At 71.7% G+C, this 20730-nt stretch carries 21 protein-coding genes; 15 read left to right on the top strand and 6 right to left on the bottom strand.

All coding sequences use genetic code 11. The annotated features are described in order from the left end of the window. Positions 1–38 precede the first annotated feature (38 nt). Positions 39–374 (top strand): Rieske (2Fe-2S) protein, encoded by a 336-nt coding sequence (locus tag BEK98_RS08830; RefSeq protein WP_094215856.1) that lies wholly within the window; start codon positions 39–41, stop codon positions 372–374. A gap of 179 nt (positions 375–553) precedes the next feature. On the opposite strand, the gene BEK98_RS08825 is transcribed toward BEK98_RS08830, so the two are convergent. Then, positions 554–967, bottom strand: a complete 414-nt coding sequence (locus tag BEK98_RS08825; RefSeq protein WP_094215855.1) for a pyridoxamine 5'-phosphate oxidase family protein — start codon at positions 965–967, stop codon at positions 554–556. A gap of 161 nt (positions 968–1128) precedes the next feature. Between BEK98_RS08825 and clpB the strand changes: the two genes are divergently transcribed. Next, positions 1129–3726: an ATP-dependent chaperone ClpB gene (clpB, locus tag BEK98_RS08820; RefSeq protein WP_094215854.1), complete on the top strand. Its 2598-nt coding sequence runs from the start codon at positions 1129–1131 to the stop codon at positions 3724–3726. 89 nt (positions 3727–3815) lie between these two features. Here clpB and BEK98_RS08815 read toward each other — a convergent pair whose 3' ends face one another. After that, complete coding sequence (locus BEK98_RS08815; protein ID WP_094215853.1) at positions 3816–4244, bottom strand: hypothetical protein; 429 nt, start codon at positions 4242–4244, stop codon at positions 3816–3818. Between the two features lie 181 nt (positions 4245–4425). Between BEK98_RS08815 and BEK98_RS08810 the strand changes: the two genes are divergently transcribed. Next, positions 4426–4956 carry a YbjN domain-containing protein gene (locus BEK98_RS08810; protein ID WP_094215852.1) on the top strand — a complete coding sequence of 177 codons (531 nt, stop codon included), beginning with the start codon at positions 4426–4428 and terminating at the stop codon, positions 4954–4956. 43 nt (positions 4957–4999) lie between these two features. On the opposite strand, the gene BEK98_RS08805 is transcribed toward BEK98_RS08810, so the two are convergent. Further along, a complete protein-coding gene (locus BEK98_RS08805; protein WP_094215851.1) occupies positions 5000–6184 on the bottom strand; it encodes a pyridoxal phosphate-dependent aminotransferase in 1185 nt (394 codons plus the stop codon). Positions 6185–6445: 261 nt separating this feature from the next. Here BEK98_RS08805 and BEK98_RS08800 point away from each other — a divergent pair, with 261 nt between their 5' ends. The 5 genes from BEK98_RS08800 (at position 6446) to BEK98_RS08780 (ending at position 11004) form a co-directional block, all read left to right on the top strand. After that, complete coding sequence (locus BEK98_RS08800; RefSeq protein WP_244201797.1) at positions 6446–6934, top strand: DUF7144 family membrane protein; 489 nt, start codon at positions 6446–6448, stop codon at positions 6932–6934. A 249-nt stretch (positions 6935–7183) separates the two neighbouring features. Continuing rightward, positions 7184–7504 carry a hypothetical protein gene (locus BEK98_RS08795; protein WP_094215850.1) on the top strand — a complete coding sequence of 107 codons (321 nt, stop codon included), beginning with the start codon at positions 7184–7186 and terminating at the stop codon, positions 7502–7504. Positions 7505–7820: 316 nt separating this feature from the next. Beyond that, positions 7821–8348 carry a DUF2617 family protein gene (locus tag BEK98_RS08790; RefSeq protein ID WP_094215849.1) on the top strand — a complete coding sequence of 176 codons (528 nt, stop codon included), beginning with the start codon at positions 7821–7823 and terminating at the stop codon, positions 8346–8348. Between the two features lie 152 nt (positions 8349–8500). Then, the gene (locus BEK98_RS08785; protein WP_094215848.1) at positions 8501–10141 is read left to right on the top strand and encodes a polyamine aminopropyltransferase; all 1641 of its coding nucleotides are present in this window, start codon (positions 8501–8503) and stop codon (positions 10139–10141) included. Positions 10142–10221: 80 nt separating this feature from the next. After that, on the top strand, positions 10222–11004 hold the full coding sequence (locus BEK98_RS08780) for an SRPBCC family protein (RefSeq protein WP_094215847.1): 783 nt from the start codon (positions 10222–10224) through the stop codon (positions 11002–11004). Between the two features lie 10 nt (positions 11005–11014). On the opposite strand, the gene BEK98_RS08775 is transcribed toward BEK98_RS08780, so the two are convergent. Further along, positions 11015–11392: a YciI family protein gene (locus BEK98_RS08775; protein ID WP_094215846.1), complete on the bottom strand. Its 378-nt coding sequence runs from the start codon at positions 11390–11392 to the stop codon at positions 11015–11017. A gap of 63 nt (positions 11393–11455) precedes the next feature. On the opposite strand from BEK98_RS08775, the gene BEK98_RS08770 reads away from it, so the two are divergent. The 4 genes from BEK98_RS08770 (at position 11456) to BEK98_RS08755 (ending at position 15494) form a co-directional block, all read left to right on the top strand. Further along, on the top strand, positions 11456–12244 hold the full coding sequence (locus BEK98_RS08770) for an aldose epimerase family protein (protein WP_094215845.1): 789 nt from the start codon (positions 11456–11458) through the stop codon (positions 12242–12244). A 10-nt stretch (positions 12245–12254) separates the two neighbouring features. After that, on the top strand, positions 12255–12803 hold the full coding sequence (pyrE, locus tag BEK98_RS08765) for an orotate phosphoribosyltransferase (protein ID WP_094215844.1): 549 nt from the start codon (positions 12255–12257) through the stop codon (positions 12801–12803). Positions 12804–12950: 147 nt separating this feature from the next. Next, the gene (gene fbaA, locus BEK98_RS08760; RefSeq protein WP_094215843.1) at positions 12951–13973 is read left to right on the top strand and encodes a class II fructose-bisphosphate aldolase; all 1023 of its coding nucleotides are present in this window, start codon (positions 12951–12953) and stop codon (positions 13971–13973) included. Between the two features lie 66 nt (positions 13974–14039). Next, entirely contained in the window at positions 14040–15494 is a 1455-nt protein-coding gene (locus tag BEK98_RS08755) for an MFS transporter (RefSeq protein ID WP_094215842.1), read from the top strand. Positions 15495–15604: 110 nt separating this feature from the next. On the opposite strand, the gene BEK98_RS08750 is transcribed toward BEK98_RS08755, so the two are convergent. After that, positions 15605–16543: a sigma-70 family RNA polymerase sigma factor gene (locus tag BEK98_RS08750; protein WP_094215841.1), complete on the bottom strand. Its 939-nt coding sequence runs from the start codon at positions 16541–16543 to the stop codon at positions 15605–15607. A gap of 10 nt (positions 16544–16553) precedes the next feature. Then, complete coding sequence (locus BEK98_RS08745; RefSeq protein WP_094215840.1) at positions 16554–17744, bottom strand: NAD(P)/FAD-dependent oxidoreductase; 1191 nt, start codon at positions 17742–17744, stop codon at positions 16554–16556. A 227-nt stretch (positions 17745–17971) separates the two neighbouring features. Here BEK98_RS08745 and BEK98_RS08740 point away from each other — a divergent pair, with 227 nt between their 5' ends. From BEK98_RS08740 to kynU, 3 genes are all read left to right on the top strand, one after another. Next, entirely contained in the window at positions 17972–18385 is a 414-nt protein-coding gene (locus BEK98_RS08740; RefSeq protein ID WP_094215839.1) for a DUF3151 domain-containing protein, read from the top strand. A 152-nt stretch (positions 18386–18537) separates the two neighbouring features. Next, positions 18538–19386: a tryptophan 2,3-dioxygenase family protein gene (locus BEK98_RS08735; RefSeq protein ID WP_094215838.1), complete on the top strand. Its 849-nt coding sequence runs from the start codon at positions 18538–18540 to the stop codon at positions 19384–19386. Further along, positions 19379–20590, top strand: coding sequence for a kynureninase (gene kynU, locus BEK98_RS08730; protein ID WP_094215837.1), 1212 nt, complete (start codon positions 19379–19381; stop codon positions 20588–20590). The genes BEK98_RS08735 and kynU overlap by 8 nt, the downstream gene beginning before the upstream one ends. The last annotated feature ends 140 nt before the right edge of the window (positions 20591–20730 follow it).

Genomic DNA, 20730 nt, shown 5'->3' with positions numbered 1-20730 from the left:
CGCTGCCGCCTTCCCAGACGACACCGCGTGGAGCTGACGTGACCACTCCACCAGACGACCGCTCCTTCCGACGCGAAATGGCCACCGCCTACCGCTCGGGCTGGCACTTCATCGACCTGGTCACCGCCATCCCCCACAGTGGTGACTCGCTGATGGTGACCGTGTTCGGCGAGCCGGTCGTCGTCACCCGGGACGAGGACGAGGACGTTCGGGCGTACCGGTGCCTGCGCAAGCCCCGCGGGGCGCCGCAGCCGGTCCGGTGTGCCATCCGGTACGGCATGATCTTTGTGAACCTGGACCAACGTGACCACCGGCTGGCAGAACCGGAGATCGCGGACTTGAGGACTATTTCGGCCACCCCCCGCAGTGCCTGACGCGATTCCCCCGTCGTAAAAAAATCGCTCAGGTGCTTCCCCCCGCAGCGGCGTCACCGTGACCTGAACACGGTGACGCCGCTGCAGTTTGTGGCGACATTTCGGGGTATGGGAGCGGTACCAGGTGGCCGAAACCGACCGGTTGACCGGCCCGCCTCAGTCCTGCTTCAGCCCTCGCCTCAGCCCCGCCCGAGCGCCCGCTCCAGTGTGATCTCGATCACCACCCGGGAGGGGTTCTCCCCGGGCTCCCGGTGGTAGCGCTCGGCGTACCGCCGCTCCGCCTCCGTCACCCGCTCCGGCTCGGTGCGCACCTGCGCCCGGCCCTCCAGCGTGGCCCAGCGCCGGCCGTCCACCTGGCACACGGCGACCCGCGCGCCCTCGGGCCCGGCCGCGAGGACGTGGGACACCTTCGCGCTCGTCTTGTTCGTGATCACCCTGGCCAGCCGCGCCCCGGGGTCGTACGTCACCCCGACCGGCACCACGTGCGGGCTGCCGTCGGGACGCAGCGTGGTCAGGGTGCACAGGTGCCGTTCCCGCCAGAAGGCGAGGTACGGCTCGTCCGGGGCGGCCGGGTCCTGGGAGTAGGTGGGCATGCGCCGAAACCTAGTTGCAGGAAGCTGCAATCCCCAAGGTGGGGGGCCGCCCGTACCTTGAGTGGAATAGACTCAACTTTGTGTACGCTGGTTAAGTCAGCAGTGGGAGACGGTCCGGGAGAGACGGCCGACGAGCCGCCGCCGAGGAGGAGAACGCGAACGTGGACGCCGAGCTGACCAACAGGAGCCGGGACGCGATCAACGCGGCCAGCAACCGGGCCGTGACCGAGGGGCACCCCGACCTCACGCCCGCTCACCTGCTCCTCGCGCTGCTCGCGGGGCAGGACAACGAGAACATCACCGACCTGCTGGCCGCCGTGGAGGCCGACCAGGTGGCGGTACGCTCCGGAGCCGAGCGGGTGCTCGCCTCGCTGCCCAGCGTGACCGGCTCCACCGTGGCGCCCCCGCAGCCCAACCGGGAGCTGCTCGCGGTGCTCGCGGACGCCGCCGAGCGGGCGAAGGCACTCGGTGACGAGTACCTGTCCACCGAGCACCTGCTGATCGGCATCGCCGCGAAGGGCGGCGCGGCCGGCGAGGTGCTCCAGGGGCAAGGGGCGGATGCGAAGAAGCTTGAGGAGGCCTTCCGGAAGGCCAGGGGAGGACGCCGCGTGACCACCGCCGACCCCGAGGGCCAGTACAAGGCCCTGGAGAAGTTCGGCACCGACTTCACCGCCGCCGCCCGCGAGGGCCGGCTCGACCCGGTCATCGGGCGGGACCAGGAGATCCGCCGGGTCGTGCAGGTGCTGTCGCGTCGTACGAAGAACAACCCCGTCCTCATCGGCGAGCCCGGCGTGGGCAAGACCGCCGTGGTCGAGGGGCTCGCCCAGCGGATCGTGAAGGGGGACGTCCCCGAGTCGCTGAAGGACAAGCGGCTGGTCTCCCTCGACCTCGGCGCGATGGTGGCCGGTGCCAAGTACCGCGGCGAGTTCGAGGAGCGGCTGAAGTCCGTGCTCGCCGAGATCAAGGACTCCGACGGGCAGATCATCACCTTCATCGACGAGCTGCACACCGTCGTGGGCGCCGGCGCCGGCGGGGACTCCGCCATGGACGCGGGCAACATGCTCAAGCCGATGCTGGCCCGCGGCGAGCTGCGCATGGTCGGCGCCACCACGCTGGACGAGTACCGGGAGCGGATCGAGAAGGACCCCGCCCTGGAGCGCCGCTTCCAGCAGGTGCTGGTCGCCGAGCCGACCGTCGAGGACACCATCGCCATCCTGCGCGGCCTCAAGGGCCGGTACGAGGCCCACCACAAGGTGCAGATCGCGGACAGCGCGCTGGTCGCGGCCGCCACCCTCTCCGACCGGTACATCACCTCCCGCTTCCTGCCCGACAAGGCCATCGACCTCGTCGACGAGGCGGCCTCCCGCCTCCGCATGGAGATCGACTCGTCCCCCGTCGAGATCGACGAACTCCAGCGCTCCGTCGACCGGTTGAAGATGGAGGAGCTGGCGATCGCCAAGGAGACCGACCCGGCCTCCCGCGAACGTCTGGAGAAGCTGCGCCGCGACCTCGCCGACAAGGAGGAGGAGCTGCGCGGCCTGACCGCCCGCTGGGAGAAGGAGAAGCAGTCCCTCAACCGGGTCGGTGAGCTGAAGGAGCGCCTCGACGACCTGCGCGGTCAGGCCGAACGCGCCCAGCGCGACGGCGACTTCGACACCGCGGCCAAGCTGCTGTACGGCGAGATCCCGCAGCTGGAGAAGGAGCTGGAGGAAGCCTCGGAGGCCGAGGAGGAGGCCGCCAGGGACACCATGGTCAAGGAGGAGGTCGGCTCCGACGACATCGCCGACGTCGTCGCCGCCTGGACCGGAATCCCGGCCGGCCGCCTGCTGGAGGGCGAGACGCAGAAGCTGCTGCGCATGGAGGACGAGCTGGGCAAGCGGCTCATCGGCCAGACCGAGGCCGTACGGGCCGTGAGCGACGCCGTACGACGGGCCCGCGCGGGCATCGCCGACCCCGACCGCCCCACCGGCTCCTTCCTCTTCCTCGGCCCGACCGGCGTCGGCAAGACCGAACTCGCCAAGGCCCTCGCGGACTTCCTCTTCGACGACGAGCGGGCCATGGTCCGCATCGACATGTCGGAGTACGGCGAGAAGCACAGCGTGGCCCGCCTGGTCGGCGCGCCCCCCGGGTACGTCGGCTACGAGGAGGGCGGCCAGCTGACCGAGGCCGTCCGCCGCCGCCCCTACACCGTGGTGCTGCTGGACGAGGTCGAGAAGGCCCACCCCGAGGTCTTCGACATCCTGCTGCAGGTGCTGGACGACGGCCGCCTGACGGACGGTCAGGGCCGCACGGTCGACTTCCGCAACACCATCCTGGTGCTCACCTCCAACCTGGGCAGCCAGTACCTGGTCGACCCGGTGCTCGGCGAGGCGGAGAAGAAGGAGCAGGTCCTGGAGGTCGTACGGACCTCTTTCAAGCCGGAGTTCCTCAACCGGCTCGACGACCTCGTGGTCTTCTCGGCCCTGGACAAGGAGGAGCTGGCCCGGATCGCCCGGCTCCAGATCGACCGGCTGGCCAAGCGGCTGGCCGAGCGCCGGCTCACCCTGGACGTCACCCCCGAGGCCCTGGCCTGGCTGGCGGACGAGGGCAACGACCCGGCCTACGGCGCCCGCCCGCTGCGCCGCCTGGTCCAGACCGCCATCGGTGACCGGCTCGCCAGGGAGATCCTCTCCGGCGAGGTCAAGGACGGCGACACGGTCCGTGTGGACCGCTTCGGCGAGGGGCTGATCGTGGGCCCGGCGACGGGCAAGACGCTGTAGGACGCGTCGGCGTGCGGCCCCCTCCTCCGCTCACCTTCCGGTGGCCGGAGGAGGGGGCCCGCCGCGTTTCGGCGGTCGGCTCAGACGCTTCACACGGTGAACGCCGAGAAGCTCACCCGCGCGGTGTCCGGGCCCTCGTACGTCACGTTCACGACGACCGCGTTCGCGTCGACGCCGGCCGGGGGCGCGTGCTCGTCGGAGTCAAGGTTCAGACACAGGTCCGCGCTCTCGTCGCACAGCTCCGTGCCGGGCGCGGGCCCCTTCGGGTAGGTGCCCGTCAGCCAGTCACGAACCCCCGCCCGAGGCATCCGGAAGGTGGCCTCGTAGTCGGTGTCCATCCAGGCCTGCACCGTGCACTCGGTGTCGTACGCCCCCTCCGGCAGCTTCGCCCCACCGAAGTCCAGGGCCTCGGCGCACGGCACCTTCTCCGGGCCCCCGCCCAGCGGATAGTCCGAGGTCGCGAACCTCACCACCACCACGGCCAGCCACCCCAGGACCAGTACGGGAAGTGCCCCCACCAGCGCGAAAAGGCCCCATCTGGTCCACCCTCGAGACGCCACGCCGCCCCCCGCCGCTCACCGACCCGCCACCCGTCCAGACGGATCATGTCAGCCGACGGCTGACAGGCCCCGTCGGGGCTTGCCACCCCCCTCCCCGCATGGGGGAGGATGACGGAATCCGTACGAAGGGAAAAACACGGTGACCATCGACCCGTCCTCGATTCCGAACTTCGGGGGCCAGCCCGAGCCGCAGCCCCAGGGACCGGGTGGCCCCGTCGTCCCGGATCAGGACCTCGTGAAGCAGCTCCTCGACCAGATGGAGCTGAAGTACGTCGTAGACGAGGAGGGAGACCTCGCGGCGCCGTGGGAGCAGTTCCGCACGTACTTCATGTTCCGTGGGGAGCCGGAGCAGGCGGTCTTCTCGGTGCGGACCTTCTACGACCGCCCCCACAAGATCGACGAGAAGCCGCAGCTGCTCGAGTCCATCGACGACTGGAACCGCCGCACGCTGTGGCCCAAGGTGTACACCCACACCCACGACGACGGCACGGTCCGCCTCATCGGTGAGGCCCAGATGCTGATCGGTACCGGCGTCGACATCAACCACTGGGTCTCCTCCACGGTCAGCTGGGTGCGGGCCGCGATCGAGTTCGACAAGTGGCTGGTCGAGCAGCTGGGTCTGGAGCAGGAGATCGACGACGCGGAGAAGCCCGAGGAAGACGGGGAGTAACCACGTCCGGCCAGGTCCGGGGGCGCAGGCCCCCGGACAGGGCTCACATGCGCCGCAGCCGCTCCGCCGCCTCGCGCAGGACCTCCTCGCGCTTGCAGAACGCGAAGCGCACGAACGGCGCCCCCGCCTCGCGGTCGTCGTAGAAGACCGCGTTGGGAATGGCCACCACGCCCGCCCGCTCGGGCAGGGCGCGGCAGAAGGCGAAGCCGTCCTTCTCGCCGAGGGGGCGGATGTCGGTCGTGATGAAGTAGGTGCCGGCCGGCTTGAAGACCTCGAAGCCCGCTGCCGTCAGCCCCTCCGCGAGGATGTCGCGGCGGGCCAGCATGTCCCGCCGGAAGCCGTCGAAGTAGGAGTCGGGCAGCGCCAGGGCCTCCGCCACCGCGTACTGGAACGGGCCCGAGGAGACGTACGTCAGGAACTGCTTCGCCGAGCGGACCGCGGTCACCAGCTCCGGCGCCGCCGTCACCCAGCCGACCTTCCAGCCGGTGAACGAGAAGGTCTTGCCGGCCGAGCCGATCGTCACCGTCCGCTCGCGCATCCCGGGGAACGCGGCCAGCGGCAGGTGCTCGGCGTCGTCGAAGACCAGGTGCTCGTAGACCTCGTCCGTCACCACCAGCAGGTCCCGGTCGACCGCCAGCTCGGCGATCGCGGCCAGCTCGGCGCGCGTGAGGACCGTACCGGTCGGGTTGTGCGGAGTGTTGATCAGCAGCAGCCGGGTGCGGTCCGTGACCGCCGCGCGCAGCTCGTCCAGGTCCAGCCGGAAGCGGCCCTCGTGGGGCCGCAGCGTCACCGGCACCCGCCTGCCGCCCGCCATCGCGATGCTCGCCGCGTAGGAGTCGTAGTACGGCTCCAGGGCCACCACCTCGTCGCCCGGCTCCAGCAGCGCCAGCAGGGAGGCCGCGATGGCCTCCGTGGCGCCGGCCGTGACCAGCACCTCGGTGTCGGGGTCGTACGACAGCCCGTAGCGGGTCTGCTGGTGCGCGGCGATCGCGGTGCGCAGCTCGGGGACGCCCGGACCTGGCGGGTACTGGTTGCCGCGCCCGTCGCGCAGCGCCCGTACGGCGGCCTCCCGGACCTCCTCCGGGCCGTCGGTGTCGGGAAAGCCCTGGCCCAGGTTGATCGACCCGGTCGACACGGCGAGGGCGGACATCTCCGCGAAGATCGTCGTCCCGAACTCGGCGAGACGGCGGTTGAGGTGCGGGCGCGCGCTGGAGGTCATGCCGGCCATCCTGCGCCCTGGCTCTGGACTTCCTCAACATGGCTTCGCGGATGAACACCTTCGGTGAGACCCGACGCGCCGGCTTTGACCGGGGGAAGGCCTTCGTCATCTGTCGTCGTCCGTCGTCGTCGGCTGCTCTCGGAGGGCCCGGGGCGGCGTCAGCCGCTGATGTCAGCCGTCGCCCGGGGTGCGGGTGTGCCCTTCGCGGCACCTGCGGCAATGCCCTGGTGGCGGCGCGGGTTGCAGTCGCGGTGACGAAGGATTGCGGCCATGCTGGCAAGGGAGCGTGGCTGGCTTCGCGCGGGCGGTGTGCATCGGTTGACCGCGCTGTACAGGAAGGCTGCTGCCATGACAACGGTGCCGAACAGGACACAGCGAGGACACGCGATCATCGACGCATCCTCGTTCGCCGGGATCATGATGATGCTCAGTGGGCCCCTCAGCATTCTGATGGGCGCAGCCGGAATCGCACAGGACAGCCTGTTCGCCGCGTCCCGGTACTCCTACCGGTTCGACCTGACGGCTTGGGGCTGGATCCACCTTGTGATCGGAGTGGCACTCGTCGTTGCCGGCCTGGGAGTCCTGGCAGGCCAGAGCTGGGGTCGCGGGGCCGGTGTAGCGGTGGCAGCGATCAGCCTGATCACTCAGTTCATGTTCGTTCCGTACTACCCGTTGTGGGCCATCCCCATGATGACGATCGACCTCCTGATCCTGTTCACCCTGACGAGGGTCCATATCGAGACCAGCGACGGTCAATGAACCTCACCGCCTTGCGGCGTGCCTCGGAGGAAGATCACGGCCCACAGGCGGCCCAGTGAGACATCGAAGGCCCCTGATCTGCCCGTCTGTGCAGGTCAGGGGTCTTTTCCAGGCGTTGACCCTCAGAACTTCCTCAACTCTGCTTTGACGGATGAGACGTCCGGGCATCCCCCCGTCACCGCACGAGAGGCGGGAACGGACGAGGCGTCCACGGGGGCCGCTTCGGGGGAACGGAAAGAAGGTGACGCCATGGGCACCGTCTTCATCATCCTGGTGGTCGCGCTCATCTGCGTCGGGGTCGTCGCGTCCGCGGCTCGCCGGAGCGGATGGCTCGGCGGCGGCGGCTCGTCGTCCTCGGCGTCGTACCAGGGGGACAGCAGCGGCAGCTGGTGGGCCGGCGGGGGAGACGGCGGATCGTCGTCCGGCGGCCACCACTCCGGGGGCCACCACGGGGGTCACTCCGGCGGGCACCACTCCTGCGGGGGCGGTCACTCGTCGTGCGGCGGAGGTTCCTCCTGCGGCGGGGGTTCCTCGTGCGGTGGCGGGGGCGGATGCGGGGGAGGCAGCTGACACGGGGCAGCTGAGCTTTTCCGCTGCCGGGCGCCCGTCGGACGAAGGCATTCCGTGGGCGTCCGGCCGTTTTGTCCGCGCGCCGGGCGTACGCCGTAGTTGAACAGTTGAGCTGTGGAGCCCTCTGAGGGATGGAAACCCCACGAAGTTGGGTAAAAACGCTGTGGCGGAGCCACTCTTCATGATTCCCTCTAAATCACCAACGCAGCCCCTCGGACGTCCTTGCAGACTCCCCTCCCCGGCCGGGCCGGCCGGGCTGACCGGGCTGACATGGCCGATCTCCCCCCTCTTCTTTGCGTGTTAGCGGAGCCGATCCATGCTCACGACCCTGAACACCTCCTATACCGATACCCGTGCTGCCGACCTCGCCTGGGCCCTCGGGCGCGAGCCGTTGCCCGCGCTGGCCACCCTCGATCTGGAACTGACCGGGGCGAAGCTGCAGTTGAGACTGCTCGGCGCATCCCACCAGGTGCTCCTGGAGGAGCAGCGGGGTGACTGCTCGGAGACGGTCGCGTGCATCCCCGGGTCCAGTACCCCGCTGCCGCTGGGCGTCGCCAAGCGGGTCGGCGACTGGGAGTACGAGTTCGCGGCGCGCGTCGAGGTTCTCACGCCGGGCTCCTTCGCGGGCCGGGCCCAGGAGTTGCTGGCCCTGGTCTCCGACCATCCGCACGGCCTCGCCGGTGTCTTCCCCGGCAGCCCGCACGCCTTCACCGCGATGCTGGCCCAGCGCCACGAGGGCCAGGTGCACTGGCGCACCTGGCACGCCTACCCGCAGGACGGCCAGTTGGTGGCGACACGGACCCGGGTCGGGGCGCGGGTGACGGTGGTTCGGTCGAACCAGTAGCGGTGGTCCAGTCGGACCAGGAGCGGTGGCCGAGTCGATCCGGGACTCGTCGGACAGGCTCTCGGCGGACATAAACCCCCGATACGTCAAGTGCCCGAGTTCCACACGTGTGGGTGACGAAGCGTACCGAGCATGTGACGTAACGTCGCAACGTGATCGAACCGCACGCCCCTGCGCGCCCGGGTGCCGCGCCCTGGACCGGCGGCCCCGCACGGCTGCCCGTCCGGCCCGGCACCGGGCGGTTCCTGGTCCTCGTGTGCGTCTTCGTGTGCGCGGCCTGCGGACTGGTGTACGAACTCGAACTCGTCGCCTTCGCCTCGTACTTGATCGGCGACTCGGTCACCCAGGCCTCCGTCGTGCTGTCCGTGATGGTCTTCGCGATGGGCATCGGCTCCCTCGCCGCCAAGCGGCTGCGCTGGCACGCGGCCGCCGGCTTCGGCGCGATCGAGACCGCACTCGCCCTGGTCGGCGGCTGCAGCGCGATGGCGTTGTACGCGGTCTTCGCCTGGACCGGCGGCTGGGGCGGGGTGTGGGCCGACGGCCCGCGCGCTCTCCTGGTCGCCTTCTCCCTCGCCATCGGCCTGCTCGTCGGCGCCGAAGTCCCCCTGCTGATGGAGCTGATCCAGCGGATCCGCCGCCAGGACGCGGGCGGCGCGGTGGCCGACCTGTTCGCGGCGGACTACGTCGGCGCACTGGTCGGCGGCCTCGCCTTCCCCTTCCTGCTCCTGCCCTTCCTGGGCCAGTTGACCGGCGCCCTGCTCACCGGCAGTGTCAACGTGGTCGCGGGCGGCGCCCTGGTCCTCGGCCTGTTCCGCCGCGACCTGACCCGCCGCGCCCGCTGGACCCTGCTGCTCGTCGGCCTCGCCGTCCTCGCCGTGCTCGCCTCCGCCGCCGCCCTCGCCGACGAGTTCGAACGCGCCGCCCGGCACGCGGTGTACGGCAGGGACGTCCGGGTCGCCCTGCAGACCGACGTCCAGGAGGTCGTCCTCGCCGGCGGCACCCATGGCCGCCCCCTCGACCTCTTCCTGGACGGCCGGCTGCGGGTCGGCGGCCGCGACGAGCGCCGCTACCACGAGGCGCTGGTCCACCCCGCGATGACCGGCCCGCACGCGCGCGTGCTGATCCTCGGCGGCGGCGACGGCCTGGCCGCCCGCGAAGTCCTGCGGTACGGCGGTGTGCGCCGCGTCGACGTCGTCGAACTCGACCCCGGCCTGATCGGCCTGGCCCGCAACGACCCGGGCCTGTCCGCCCTCAACGGCCACGCCTTCGCCGACCCCCGCGTCCGCGTCACCACGGCGGACGCCCTCACCTGGCTGCGCGGGGCGCCGCAGACGGCGTACGACGTCGTGATCGCGGACCTGCCCGACCCCGGCATCACGGCCAGCACCAAGCTGTACTCACAGGAGTTCTACGGCCTGACCCGCCGCGTCCTGGCCCCCGACGGCCGCCTGGTGGTGCACGCGGGCCCCGTCGCCGCCCGCCCCCGCGTCTTCTGGACGGTGGCGTCGACGCTCCGAGCCTCCGGCTTCGCCGCTTCCCCGTACCGGGTCCTGGGCCACGACTCCGGCTTCCCGGCGGGGCCGGACCGCTCGGCGGGGGCGTCGCGGGCGCCGCACGACTGGGGGTTTCTGGTGGCGGTGCCGGGGGACTCCGCTCCCCGCCTGGCCCTGAGCCCCGGGGGCCCGCGTCCGCGAACTCTGACGCAGGCCGACCTGATCGCCGACGCGAGGGCGGTCGAACGCACGCGGATCGACGGCCTGCCCGCGTCGACGCTGGTGCATCCACGGTACTGAGGCGAGGTGCTTCACTTTCCGGCTGGCCGGGACGGCGCGGGAGGGTACGTTCCGCTCGCTCCTGGGTAGGCTCAGCCGACATGGAGCACCAGGTCTTCGTCCCGGTTCCGGTCGAGCGGCTCAGAGAAGCCCTCGCCGACCCCGCACGGGTGGCGCGGGCGGTCCCCGGACTCCAGCAGGACGCCGGCGCCGAACCCGTCGCAGGACGCCTGAAGTTGCGCGTGGGCGGGCACTCCGTCACCTATCGCGGAGCGGTCCGCGTCACGCCCCGCGAGAACGGCACGTACGCCGTCGAGGGCGACGCCACCGAGGCCCGCGGCACCGGCAGCGTCAAACTCGCCCTCACCCTGCGCCTCACGGGCACCGAGGGCGGCACCACCGTCACGGTCGAGGGCACGGCGGACGCGGACGGCCGTGTCGCGGAACTTCCGGCGGACGCGGTCGCCTCCGCGGCGACCCGGCTGCTGAACCGTTTCGTGGAGAGCCTGGCGGAGACGGCAGAGACCACGGAGGAGCAGGCACCGGAGCAGGAACAGGAGCCGGAGCACACGTCGGTCTTCGACACCGAGGTCCCCCCGCCGTCCCTGGACCGCGACACGGACGAGACCACCCCCGACGACCGCTTCACCGAAGACTTCACCGACCTGGGCGAGCCCCCCGCCGAGGCCGCGCACGCGCGCCGCACGATGATCGGCCGCAGCGCGGAGGAGGTCGACCATGCCCCGCCGCGCGGCCGCTACGCCCCCGTACCGGCCCCCCAGACCGTCGCCGGGAACCCGGCCCTGCGCTGGGCGGCCCCCGCGGCGGCCCTGGCCCTGGCCTCGGCGATCGTCCTGGGCCGCGCCCTGCGCAAGCGCCGCTAGGGCACGGGATCTAGCGCCCCGGCCCCTCGTCGCCCATGCCGAACCAGTCGTGCACCGGCCGTACCTCGACCGCCACGACATGGAAGTCGAGGACGCGTTCGGCGATCTCACGCGCCCGCTCCGGGGTTGCGCACTCGATGACGTAGTAGGCGGTGACCTGCTCGGCCGCGTCCGTGAGCGGACCGTCCGCCGCGACCGACCCCTGCCCGGCCCAGCGGAGGGTGGCCGTGTCCCTCGGGTAGGCCAGCCCGGCGCCGTTCAGTATCTCGCCGGTGTCCGCCAGGTCCTCGTGGAGCGCTTCGTGCCGCTGGAACACCTCGGCGCGCTGCTCGGCGGTCATGGCCTCGGTCGCCGCGGGGTCGGCGTACATCAGCACCATGTACTTCATCCCCCCACCCTGGCACCGCCGGGACGGCGCACGCCCTCTTGATCGCCCCAGTAGGGTCGTCCCGTGAGTAACGAAGACATCACGCTGACCGCGGGCGACGCGGAAGTGAGCGTGCGGCCCGGCAACGGCGGCCGTATCGGTGGGCTCCGGATCGGCGGCACGGAGGTGCTGCGCCAGGGCGAGCGCTACGGCTGCTTCCCGATGGTGCCCTGGTGCGGCCGGATCCGGGACGGCCGTTTCCTGGACGGCGCCACCGTCCGCCAGATGCCCCTCAACTCGCCGCCGCACGCCATCCACGGCACCGCACGCGACGGCGCCTGGCGCACCGCCCGCGTCGACGCGCACGAGGCCGTCATCACGCACGACCTGGGCGACCCCTGGCCGCACCGCGGCCGCGTCACCCATGTCGTCACGCTGACCGAGGACAGCCTGACGCTGACCATGTCCGTGGAGGCGTACGACGACTCCTTCCCGGCGCAGATCGGCTGGCACCCCTGGTTCCACCGGAATCTGGGCGGCCAGGACGTCCGGCTGGACTTCACGCCCGCCTGGCAGGAGGAGCGCGGCGCCGACCACCTGCCCACCGGCAACCGCGTCGACCCCAAGCCCGGCCCCTGGGACGACTGCTTCGGCATGCCCGACGGCGTCGACGTCACCCTCACCTGGCCCGGGCAGCTGGAGCTGAAGGTGACCAGCCGCGAGGAGTGGGTCGTCGTCTACGACGAGCAGGCGGAGGCGGTGTGCGTCGAGCCGCAGACCGGCCCGCCCAACGGCCTGAACACGCTGCCCCGCCTGGTCACACCGCTGGAGCCGCTGGAGGCGACGACCACTTGGAGCTGGCGGCGCCTCTAAGCTGTTCGGCATGACGGACGTACGTGGCGCGCTGCTGCAGCAGATCAAGGACAAGGCCGTGGTGCACGGCAAGGTGACCCTGTCGTCGGGCAAGGAAGCCGACTACTACATCGACCTTCGCCGGATCACGCTGGACGGCGAGGCCGCTCCGCTGGTCGGTCAGGTCATGCTCGACCTGACCGCCGAGCTGGACTTCGAGGCCGTCGGCGGGCTGACCCTGGGCGCCGACCCGGTGGCCACCGCGATGCTGCACGCCTCCGCCGCGCGCGGGAAGGTCCTGGACGCCTTCGTGGTCCGCAAGGCGGGCAAGGCGCACGGCCTGCAGCGCCGTATCGAGGGCGCCGAGGTCAAGGGCCGCCGGGTGCTGGCCGTGGAGGACACGTCCACCACCGGCGGCTCCGTGCTGACCGCCGTGGAGGCGCTGCGCGAGGCCGGCGCCGAGGTCGTCGCCGTCGCCACGATCGTGGACCGGGCGACCGGGGCGGCCGAGGCGGTCGCCGAGCAGGCGGGGGTGCCGTACGTCTTCGCCTTCTCGAAGGATGAACTGGGTCTGGACTGACGCGCCGGTTTGACCTGGACTTGACCGGGGGCGCCGACCATCACGTCATGTCTGGAAAGATGGGGACGACGATGACGTCGCCCCCAAGGTCTAGGTCAGGGCCGTAGTACGCAGATCGCCAACCCGCACACTCCAAGGAGCGGACAGATGCCCATCGCAACCCCCGAGGTCTACAACGAGATGCTCGACCGGGCGAAGGCAGGCAAGTTCGCCTACCCGGCCATCAACGTCACCTCGACCCAGACCCTGCACGCGGCGCTGCGCGGCTTCGCGGAGGCGGAGAGCGACGGCATCGTCCAGATCTCGACGGGCGGTGCCGAGTTCCTGGGCGGCCAGTACAGCAAGGACATGGTGTCCGGCGCGGTCGCGCTCGCCGAGTTCGCGCACATCGTCGCCGAGAAGTACCCGGTCAACGTCGCGCTGCACACGGACCACTGCCCGAAGGACAAGCTCGACGGGTACGTACGTCCGCTGCTCGCGCTCTCCGAGGAGCGCGTCAAGGCCGGCCGTAACCCGCTGTTCCAGTCCCACATGTGGGACGGCTCCGCCGAGACGCTGGCCGACAACCTGGCCATCGCGCAGGAGCTGCTGGAGCAGGCCCGCCGCGCCAACATCATCCTCGAGGTGGAGATCACCCCGACCGGTGGCGAGGAGGACGGCGTCTCCCACGAGATCAACGACTCCCTGTACACCACGGTCGAGGACGCGATCCGCACCGCCGAGGCCCTGGGCCTGGGCGAGAAGGGCCGCTACCTGCTGGCCGCCTCCTTCGGCAACGTGCACGGCGTGTACAAGCCGGGCAACGTCGTGCTCCGCCCCGACCTGCTGAAGGAGCTGAACGACGGCGTCGCCGCCAAGTTCGGCAAGGCCTCCCCGTTCGACTTCGTCTTCCACGGCGGCTCCGGCTCCACCGAGCAGGAGATCCTCACCGCGCTGGAGAACGGCGTCGTGAAGATGAACCTCGACACGGACACCCAGTACGCCTTCACCCGTCCGGTCGCCGCGCACATGTTCAAGAACTACGACGGCGTCCTGAAGGTCGACGGCGAGGTCGGCGACAAGAAGACCTACGACCCGCGCACCTGGGGCAAGCTGGCCGAGGCGTCGATGGCCGCGCGTGTCGTCGAGGCCACGCAGAACCTGCGCTCCGCGGGCAACAAGATCAAGTAAGCACGTCTCACGACGTCTTCGACGGACCCGGTGCCACGGCGCCGGGTCCGCTGTATACCTGGGAGCATGCCCGACGTCCGGATCACCGCGCCCCAGGGCAAGTGGATCCTGTTCACCACCGTCCTCGGCTCCAGCATGGCCATGCTGGACTCGACCGTCGTCAACGTGGCGCTCCCGACCATCGGCCGCGACCTGGGCGCGAGCCTCGCCGCCCTGCAGTGGACGGTCAACGCGTACATGGTCACGCTGGCCGGCCTGATCCTGCTGGGCGGCTCGCTCGGGGACCGCTACGGCCGCCGGAAGATCTTCGTGCTGGGGGTCATCTGGTTCGCGGCCGCGTCCCTGCTGTGCGGCCTGGCCCCCACGTCCGGGGTCCTCATCGCCGCCCGGGCCCTCCAGGGCGTGGGCGGCGCACTCCTCACCCCCGGCTCCCTCGCGCTCATCCAGGCCTCCTTCCACCCGGACGACCGGAGCCGGGCGGTCGGCCTCTGGTCCGGCTTCGGCGGCATCGGGGCGGCCGTCGGCCCGTTCCTGGGCGGCTGGCTGGTGGACGGCCCCGGGTGGCGCTGGGTGTTCCTCCTCAACGTGCCGCTGGCGCTGCTGTGCGTCCCGGTCGCCCTGCGCCACGTCCCCGAGTCGTCCGACGAGCGCTCTCACGGCCGCTTCGACGTCCTCGGCGCGGCCCTGGGCGCCCTGGCGCTCGCCCTGCTCACCTACGCGCTCATCGAGGCCCCCACGGGCTCCCTGGGCGTGACGCTGAGCGCGGTCGGGGGCGTGGTCGCGGCCGTCGCCTTCGTCTACGTCGAGAAGCACCGCCCCGACCCCATGCTCCCGCCGGACATCTTCGCCTCGCGCCAGTTCACGGCGGTCAACCTGGTCACCCTGTGCGTGTACGCGGCCTTCGGCGGCTTCTTCTTCCTCACCGCGCTCCAGCTGCAGGTGGTGGCCGGCTACTCCGCCCTGCAGGCCGGTACGGCCCTGCTCCCCACGACGGCCATGATGCTGCTGTTCTCGGCCCGCTCCGGCGCGCTGGCCGACCGCACGGGCCCGCGCCTGCCGCTCACCGTCGGCCCTCTTCTGTGCGCTGCGGCGATGCTGCTGATGCTCCGGGTGGGCCCCGACGCGAACTACCTCACGGACGTCCTCCCGGCCCTGCTCGTCATGGGCACGGGCCTGGTCACCGTGGTCGCCCCGCTGACCGCCACGGTCCTCGCCTCCGTCGACACCGCCCGGGCGGGCCTGGCCAGCGGCATCAACAACGCGGCGGCGCGGGCGGCGGGCCTGGTGGCCGTGGCCGCGCTGCCTCTTCTGGCGGGGATGGGTCCGGAGGCGTACCGCTCCGCGGCCGCCTTCGACGCGTCGTTCGACCGCGCGATGCCGATCTGCGCGGGCGTGCTGGTGGTGGGGGCGGCACTGGCCTTCACCCTGATCCGCCGCCCACCCCCGGGCTGCCGCCACCCGGAATGCAAGAGGCACGGCTGTGTCACGTCTCCGCCGCTGGAGGCCGACGAACCTGCGTAGCTTCGGGCCGTCCTTCGGCTGCGGGCACGTTGTGGCTGGTCGCGTCCACGCGGCGGCAGCGGGGTTCCGTCCTCGCTCCGACTCGGGTCACTGGATTCCGGTGGCTCTGGTCACCATGCGGTGATGACCGGCGCGTCGGGTTCGTGTTGCCGCCAGGCCTCATTGAGGCGCGCGAGCCGGTCCGCGGCGCCGATGCCGCGCAGGGACGCGACCTTGCCGTCGCTGACTTCGAACGCCACGGCGCCCACGACCCGGTCGTCGACCACGGCGAGGACGGCCGGGGAACCGTTGACCAGCGCGATGTGCATCGCGGGGGAGCCGCCGGCCAGCCGCCGCTTCGCCGGAGTGGGCTTGAAGCCGGCCCGCACGTAGGAGGCGACGCGCTCGCGCGTCTTGTACCGGAGGAGCCGCCTGGCCAGTCCGGCGCCGTCCGAGACCGCGGTCACGTCGTCGGTGAGCAGCGCCACCAGCCGTTCGGTGCGCCCCGACGTGGCGGCGGCGAGGAACTCCTCGACGATGCGGCGCGCGGACGCGGGGTCTACCGCGTCGCCGCCGCGGCGCTCGGCGGCGACCCGGCGTCGGGCCCGGTGGACATGCTGCTGGCTCGCGGACTCGGTGATGTCGAGGATCCCGGCGATCTCGGCGTGGGGATACGAGAAGGCCTCGTGCAGGACGTAAGCGGCCCGCTCGACCGGCGCGAGGCGCTCCATGAGGGTCAGCACGGCCAAGGACACCGATTCGCGCTGCTCGAAGGTGTCGGCAGGGCCGAGCATCGGGTCGCCCTCGAGGAGTGGCTCGGGCAGCCAGTCTCCGACAGCGCGCTCATGGCGCGCCTGCGCCGAGCGGAGGCGGTCGAGGCAGAGATTGGTGACGACCTTGGTCAGCCAGGCCTCCGGCACCTCGATACGTTCCCGGTCCGCGGCCTGCCACCGCAGGAACGCGTCCTGCACGGCGTCCTCGGCGTCGGCCGCCGAGCCGAGCAGACGGTACGCGAGCGAGGCCAGCCGGCCCCGGCTGGCCTCGAACCGATCGACGGCTGCGCTGTCCATGCGGAGCAGCCTATGCGGCGGCCCTCACACCGGCCCGGTCAGGCGCGGTGGCCAGGCGGCGCTTGCGCTTCGGCATGCCGAAGGTCGGGTGGGCGATGCTCCACCCGGCCCCCTTGAGCACGCCTGACTTGAGAAACGCGGCGGTCCGGCCGCCCAGGTACCAGGACTTCGACCGGACGTCGCCGTCCACCATCTGGAAGATCGCGTCCCGCCGCCCGAGGCTGATGTGGTTGCCGTAGTACTTCAGCCCGGTGGTCGGGGCCTCGCTGCCCGTCAGGCGCGCGATGATCGCGGCGGTCGCCTGCATGTTGGTGTAGCCGGCCGAGGCGCAGGACATCGGCAGCGGCCGGCCGTTCTCGCCGATCGCGTAGGCGCAGTCGCCGGCGGCGTAGACGTCCGGGTGCGAGACCGAGCGCATGGTGCGGTCGACGACGATCTGGCCGGTCTCGGCGACCTCCAGGCCGCCGGCGGCCGCGATGGGGTGCACGGCGAACCCGGCCGACCAGACGGTCACGTCGGCCGGGAGGGACGTACCGTCGGCGGCGATCGCCCGTGTCGGCTCGACGGCTTCGATGCCGGTGTGCTCGTGGACGGTGATGCCGAGCCGGTCGAAGGCCTGGCGCAGGTGACGGCGGGCCTTCGGGGAGAGCCAGGCGCCCAGCTCGCCGCGGGCGGCGAGCGTGACCGTGAGGTCGGGCCGGGACTCGGCGAACTCGGTGGCGGTCTCGATGCCGGTCAGCCCCTCACCGACGACCAGCACGGTGCCGCCCTCGCCCAGGCCGGCCAGGCGCTCGCGCAGACGCAGCGCCGAGGACCGGCCGGTCACATCGAAGGCGTTCTCGGCCACGCCGGGGACGCCATGGTGGGCTACGGAGCTGCCGAGTGCGTAGAGAAGCGTGTCGTACGCGAGCTCGCCGTCGCCGTCCTCGCCGGTCACGGCGACGGTCCTGCGCTCGGGGTCGACGCCGGTGACGCGCGCCAGGCGCAGCCGGACCCCGGTGCCCGCGAATACGTCGGCGAGCTTGCGGAACGCGAGGTCCTGGCCGATCGCGAGCTGGTGGAGCCGCATCCGCTCAACGAAGTCGGGCACGGCGTTGACGACGGTGATCTCGGCGTCGGCGGGGGAGAGCCGGCGGGCCAGGTTTCCGGCGGCGAAGGCCCCGGCGTATCCGGCGCCGAGTACGACGATGCGGTGCTTCATGGCGATGCTCCTGTCTCGTTCGCGTGCCCCTTGAACGGGACGGCGCCCCGATTGCTGACAGGAACCGGGTGTGACGAGGGCCACACGGGCGTCGGTGTTGGGGGCGACCCTGCGCGCTTGCAACCGGGCCGAGAACCTCCTCGGCTGCGTAACCGCCGCCGTTGGGGTTGAAGGAAGGAGCACGGGGCACCCGAGAGGATCACGCCGCGGGGCGGCAGACTGGAGCCATGACAACCCACCAAAACCTCCTCGGCGGCCCGCCCCCCACCCACCTCCCCGACGACCCGGAGCCCCGCGAACTCCTCGCCCAGGGCACCGCGCCCGCGGACGTCGCCGCCAAGTACCCGACCTCCTCCCTCGCCTGGGCCCAGCTGGCCGACGACGCGTTCGAGCGGGGCGCGGTCGTGGAGTCGTACGCCTACGCCCGTACGGGCTACCACCGCGGCCTGGACGCCCTGCGCCGCAACGGCTGGAAGGGCCACGGCCCGGTCCCCTGGGAGCACGAGCCGAACCGCGGCTTCCTGCGCGCCCTGCACGCCCTCGCCCGCGCCGCCCAGTCCATCGGCGAGCAGGAGGAGTACGAGCGCTGCTCGCAGTTCCTGAAGGACTCCTCCCCGACGGCCGCCCAGACCCTGGGCTGACCCTTACGGGAGTTCCCGGTGTGGCCCGTCTGGCAGCAGACGGGCCTTGCCGTATCCGATGGGATTGCGGAGGATTCCGCTTGGGGACCGGGGCCCCCGTGCCGGCATCGGCAGGGGCGGACCGCTACCCTGAGTAACAACAGGAGACAGTGATGTCCCACCAGGCTCGCCCCCCTCATGAGGCCGCTGAGCCCGAGACCCCGCATCTCGACTTCGCCGGTACGACGCCCTACGAGGACTACGTCAAGGCGGATGTGCTCACCCACCTCCAGCACACTCTCTCCGACGACCCCGGAGAGATGGTCTTCCTGGTCACGACCCAGGTCATGGAGCTGTGGTTCACGGTGATCGTGCACGAGTGGGAGACCGCCGCGAAGGCGCTCCGCTCGGACGACGTCCCGACCGCCCTCGCCGCGCTGAAGCGTTCCGTGCGGGAGCTGGAGGCCCTGAACGCCTCCTGGAAGCCGCTCGGCCAGCTGACCCCGGCCCAGTTCAACTCGTACCGCTCCGCCCTCGGCGAGGGCTCCGGGTTCCAGTCGGCGATGTACCGCCGCATGGAGTTCCTGCTCGGCGAGAAGTCCGCGTCCATGCTCGTCCCGCACCGCGGCGCCCCGCGCGTCCACGCGGAACTGGAGAAGGCCCTGCACGAGCCGAGCCTGTACGACGAGGTCGTACGGCTCCTCGCGCGCCGCGGCCACGCGATCCCCGAGCCGGTCCTGCACCGGGACGTGGCCCAGCGCTACGAGACGTCCGACGCCGTCGAGGCGGCCTGGGCGGAGGTCTACTCCGGCGACCAGAACTCCGAACTCGTCCGCCTCGGCGAGGCGTTGTCCGACGTCGCCGAACTGGTCTGGCGCTGGCGCAACGACCACCTGGTCGCCACCCGCCGCGCGATGGGCGCCAAGCCCGGCACGGGCGGCTCCGCGGGCGTGGCCTGGCTGGAGAAGCGCGCGGGCAAGAACGTGTTCCCGGAGCTGTGGACGGCGAGGTCCCATGTCTGAGCTGACTGTGCGCGCCGAGAAGCTGGACGCGGCGGACGAACTGGCCCCGCTGCGCTCCCGCTTCGTCCTCGACACTGTGTCCGATCATGCGGCTGACGCCGCGGGCGTCTACCTGGACGGAAACTCCCTGGGCGCCCTGCCGGCGAACGTGCCGGCCCGGATCGAGGACGTCGTCCGCCGGCAGTGGGGCGAGCTGCGCATCCGCTCCTGGGACGAGAGCGGCTGGTGGACGGCCCCCGAGCGGATCGGTGACCGCATCGCCCCGCTGGTGGGTGCGGCGCCGGGCCAGATCGTCGTGGGCGACTCCACAAGTGTCAACGTTTTCAAGGCACTTGTGGCCGCCGTCCGCATGGCCGGCCCGGCCCGCGACGAGATCCTGGTCGACGCGACCACGTTCCCCACGGACGGCTACATCGCCGAGTCGGCCGCCCGCATGACCGGCCGCACCCTGCGCCCGGTGACCCCCTCGGAGGTCCCCTCGGCGCTGAGCGACCGTACGGCGGCGGTGCTGCTGAACCACGTCGACTACCGCAGCGGCCGCCTGCACGACCTGCCGTCGCTGACCGCCGCGATCCACGCGTCCGGCGCGCTCGCGGTCTGGGACCTGTGCCACAGCGCGGGCGCCCTGCCGGTGGGCCTGGACGAGCACGGGGTCGACCTGGCGGTCGGCTGCACCTACAAGTACCTGAACGGCGGCCCGGGTTCACCCGCGTACCTCTACGTCCGCCGTGACCTGCAGGACCGCTTCGACTCGCCGCTGCCCGGCTGGAACTCGCACGCCGAGCCCTTCGGCATGAGTCAGTCCTACGCCCCGGCGCCGGGCGCCCTGCGCGGCCGCGTCGGCACCCCGGACATCCTCTCCATGCTGGCCCTTGAGGCGGCCCTGGAGATCTGGGACGACGCCTCCGTCGCCGCGGTCCGCGCCAAGTCCCTGGCCCTGACCGACTTCTTCCTGGAGTGCGTCACGGCGTACACCGAGCCGGGCCGGATCACCTCCGTGACCCCGGACGCCCACGAGGAGCGGGGCAGCCAGATCGCCCTGCGCTGCCCCGACGCGGGTGACGTGATGAAGCGGCTCATCGACCGGGGCGTGGTCGGCGACTTCCGCAACCCCGACGTCCTCCGCTTCGGCTTCAGCCCGCTGTATGTGAGCTTCGCCGAGACGGAGCGGGCGGCGCGGGTGCTGGGGGAGGTGCTCGGCTAGGGGAGGCGCTGGGCTAGGGGAGGCGCTCGGCCGGCGGAGGTGCTCGGCCGGCCGAGCGGAGACAAGGGGGGCGGGGTGCGGTCGACCACCCCGCCCCCTCCTCGTCCCCCTCCCCTTGCTCTGCCTCTCCATGCACGTCA

Origin of the sequence: Streptomyces diastatochromogenes, assembly GCF_002242805.1 — a bacterium.
Lineage (GTDB): Bacteria > Actinomycetota > Actinomycetes > Streptomycetales > Streptomycetaceae > Streptomyces > Streptomyces diastatochromogenes.
Note: the sequence above shows the minus strand (reverse complement) of the source record. Positions and strands in the feature narration are given on the sequence as shown.

Bases quoted from the DNA above. Each gene is read 5' to 3' on its own strand.
- kynU (WP_094215837.1), top strand. From the start codon at position 19,379: ATGTCTGAGCTGACTGTGCGCGCCGAGAAGCTGGACGCGGCGGACGAA.
- BEK98_RS08795 (WP_094215850.1), top strand. From the start codon at position 7,184: ATGGGCACCGTCTTCATCATCCTGGTGGTCGCGCTCATCTGCGTCGGG.
- BEK98_RS08750 (WP_094215841.1), bottom strand. From the start codon at position 16,543: ATGGACAGCGCAGCCGTCGATCGGTTCGAGGCCAGCCGGGGCCGGCTG.
- BEK98_RS08755 (WP_094215842.1), top strand. From the start codon at position 14,040: ATGCCCGACGTCCGGATCACCGCGCCCCAGGGCAAGTGGATCCTGTTC.
- BEK98_RS08780 (WP_094215847.1), top strand. From the start codon at position 10,222: ATGGAGCACCAGGTCTTCGTCCCGGTTCCGGTCGAGCGGCTCAGAGAA.
- BEK98_RS08790 (WP_094215849.1), top strand. From the start codon at position 7,821: ATGCTCACGACCCTGAACACCTCCTATACCGATACCCGTGCTGCCGAC.
- BEK98_RS08775 (WP_094215846.1), bottom strand. From the start codon at position 11,392: ATGAAGTACATGGTGCTGATGTACGCCGACCCCGCGGCGACCGAGGCC.
- fbaA (WP_094215843.1), top strand. From the start codon at position 12,951: ATGCCCATCGCAACCCCCGAGGTCTACAACGAGATGCTCGACCGGGCG.
- BEK98_RS08805 (WP_094215851.1), bottom strand. From the start codon at position 6,184: ATGGCCGGCATGACCTCCAGCGCGCGCCCGCACCTCAACCGCCGTCTC.
- BEK98_RS08740 (WP_094215839.1), top strand. From the start codon at position 17,972: ATGACAACCCACCAAAACCTCCTCGGCGGCCCGCCCCCCACCCACCTC.
- BEK98_RS08735 (WP_094215838.1), top strand. From the start codon at position 18,538: ATGTCCCACCAGGCTCGCCCCCCTCATGAGGCCGCTGAGCCCGAGACC.
- BEK98_RS08825 (WP_094215855.1), bottom strand. From the start codon at position 967: ATGCCCACCTACTCCCAGGACCCGGCCGCCCCGGACGAGCCGTACCTC.
- pyrE (WP_094215844.1), top strand. From the start codon at position 12,255: ATGACGGACGTACGTGGCGCGCTGCTGCAGCAGATCAAGGACAAGGCC.
- BEK98_RS08745 (WP_094215840.1), bottom strand. From the start codon at position 17,744: ATGAAGCACCGCATCGTCGTACTCGGCGCCGGATACGCCGGGGCCTTC.
- BEK98_RS08800 (WP_244201797.1), top strand. From the start codon at position 6,446: ATGCTGGCAAGGGAGCGTGGCTGGCTTCGCGCGGGCGGTGTGCATCGG.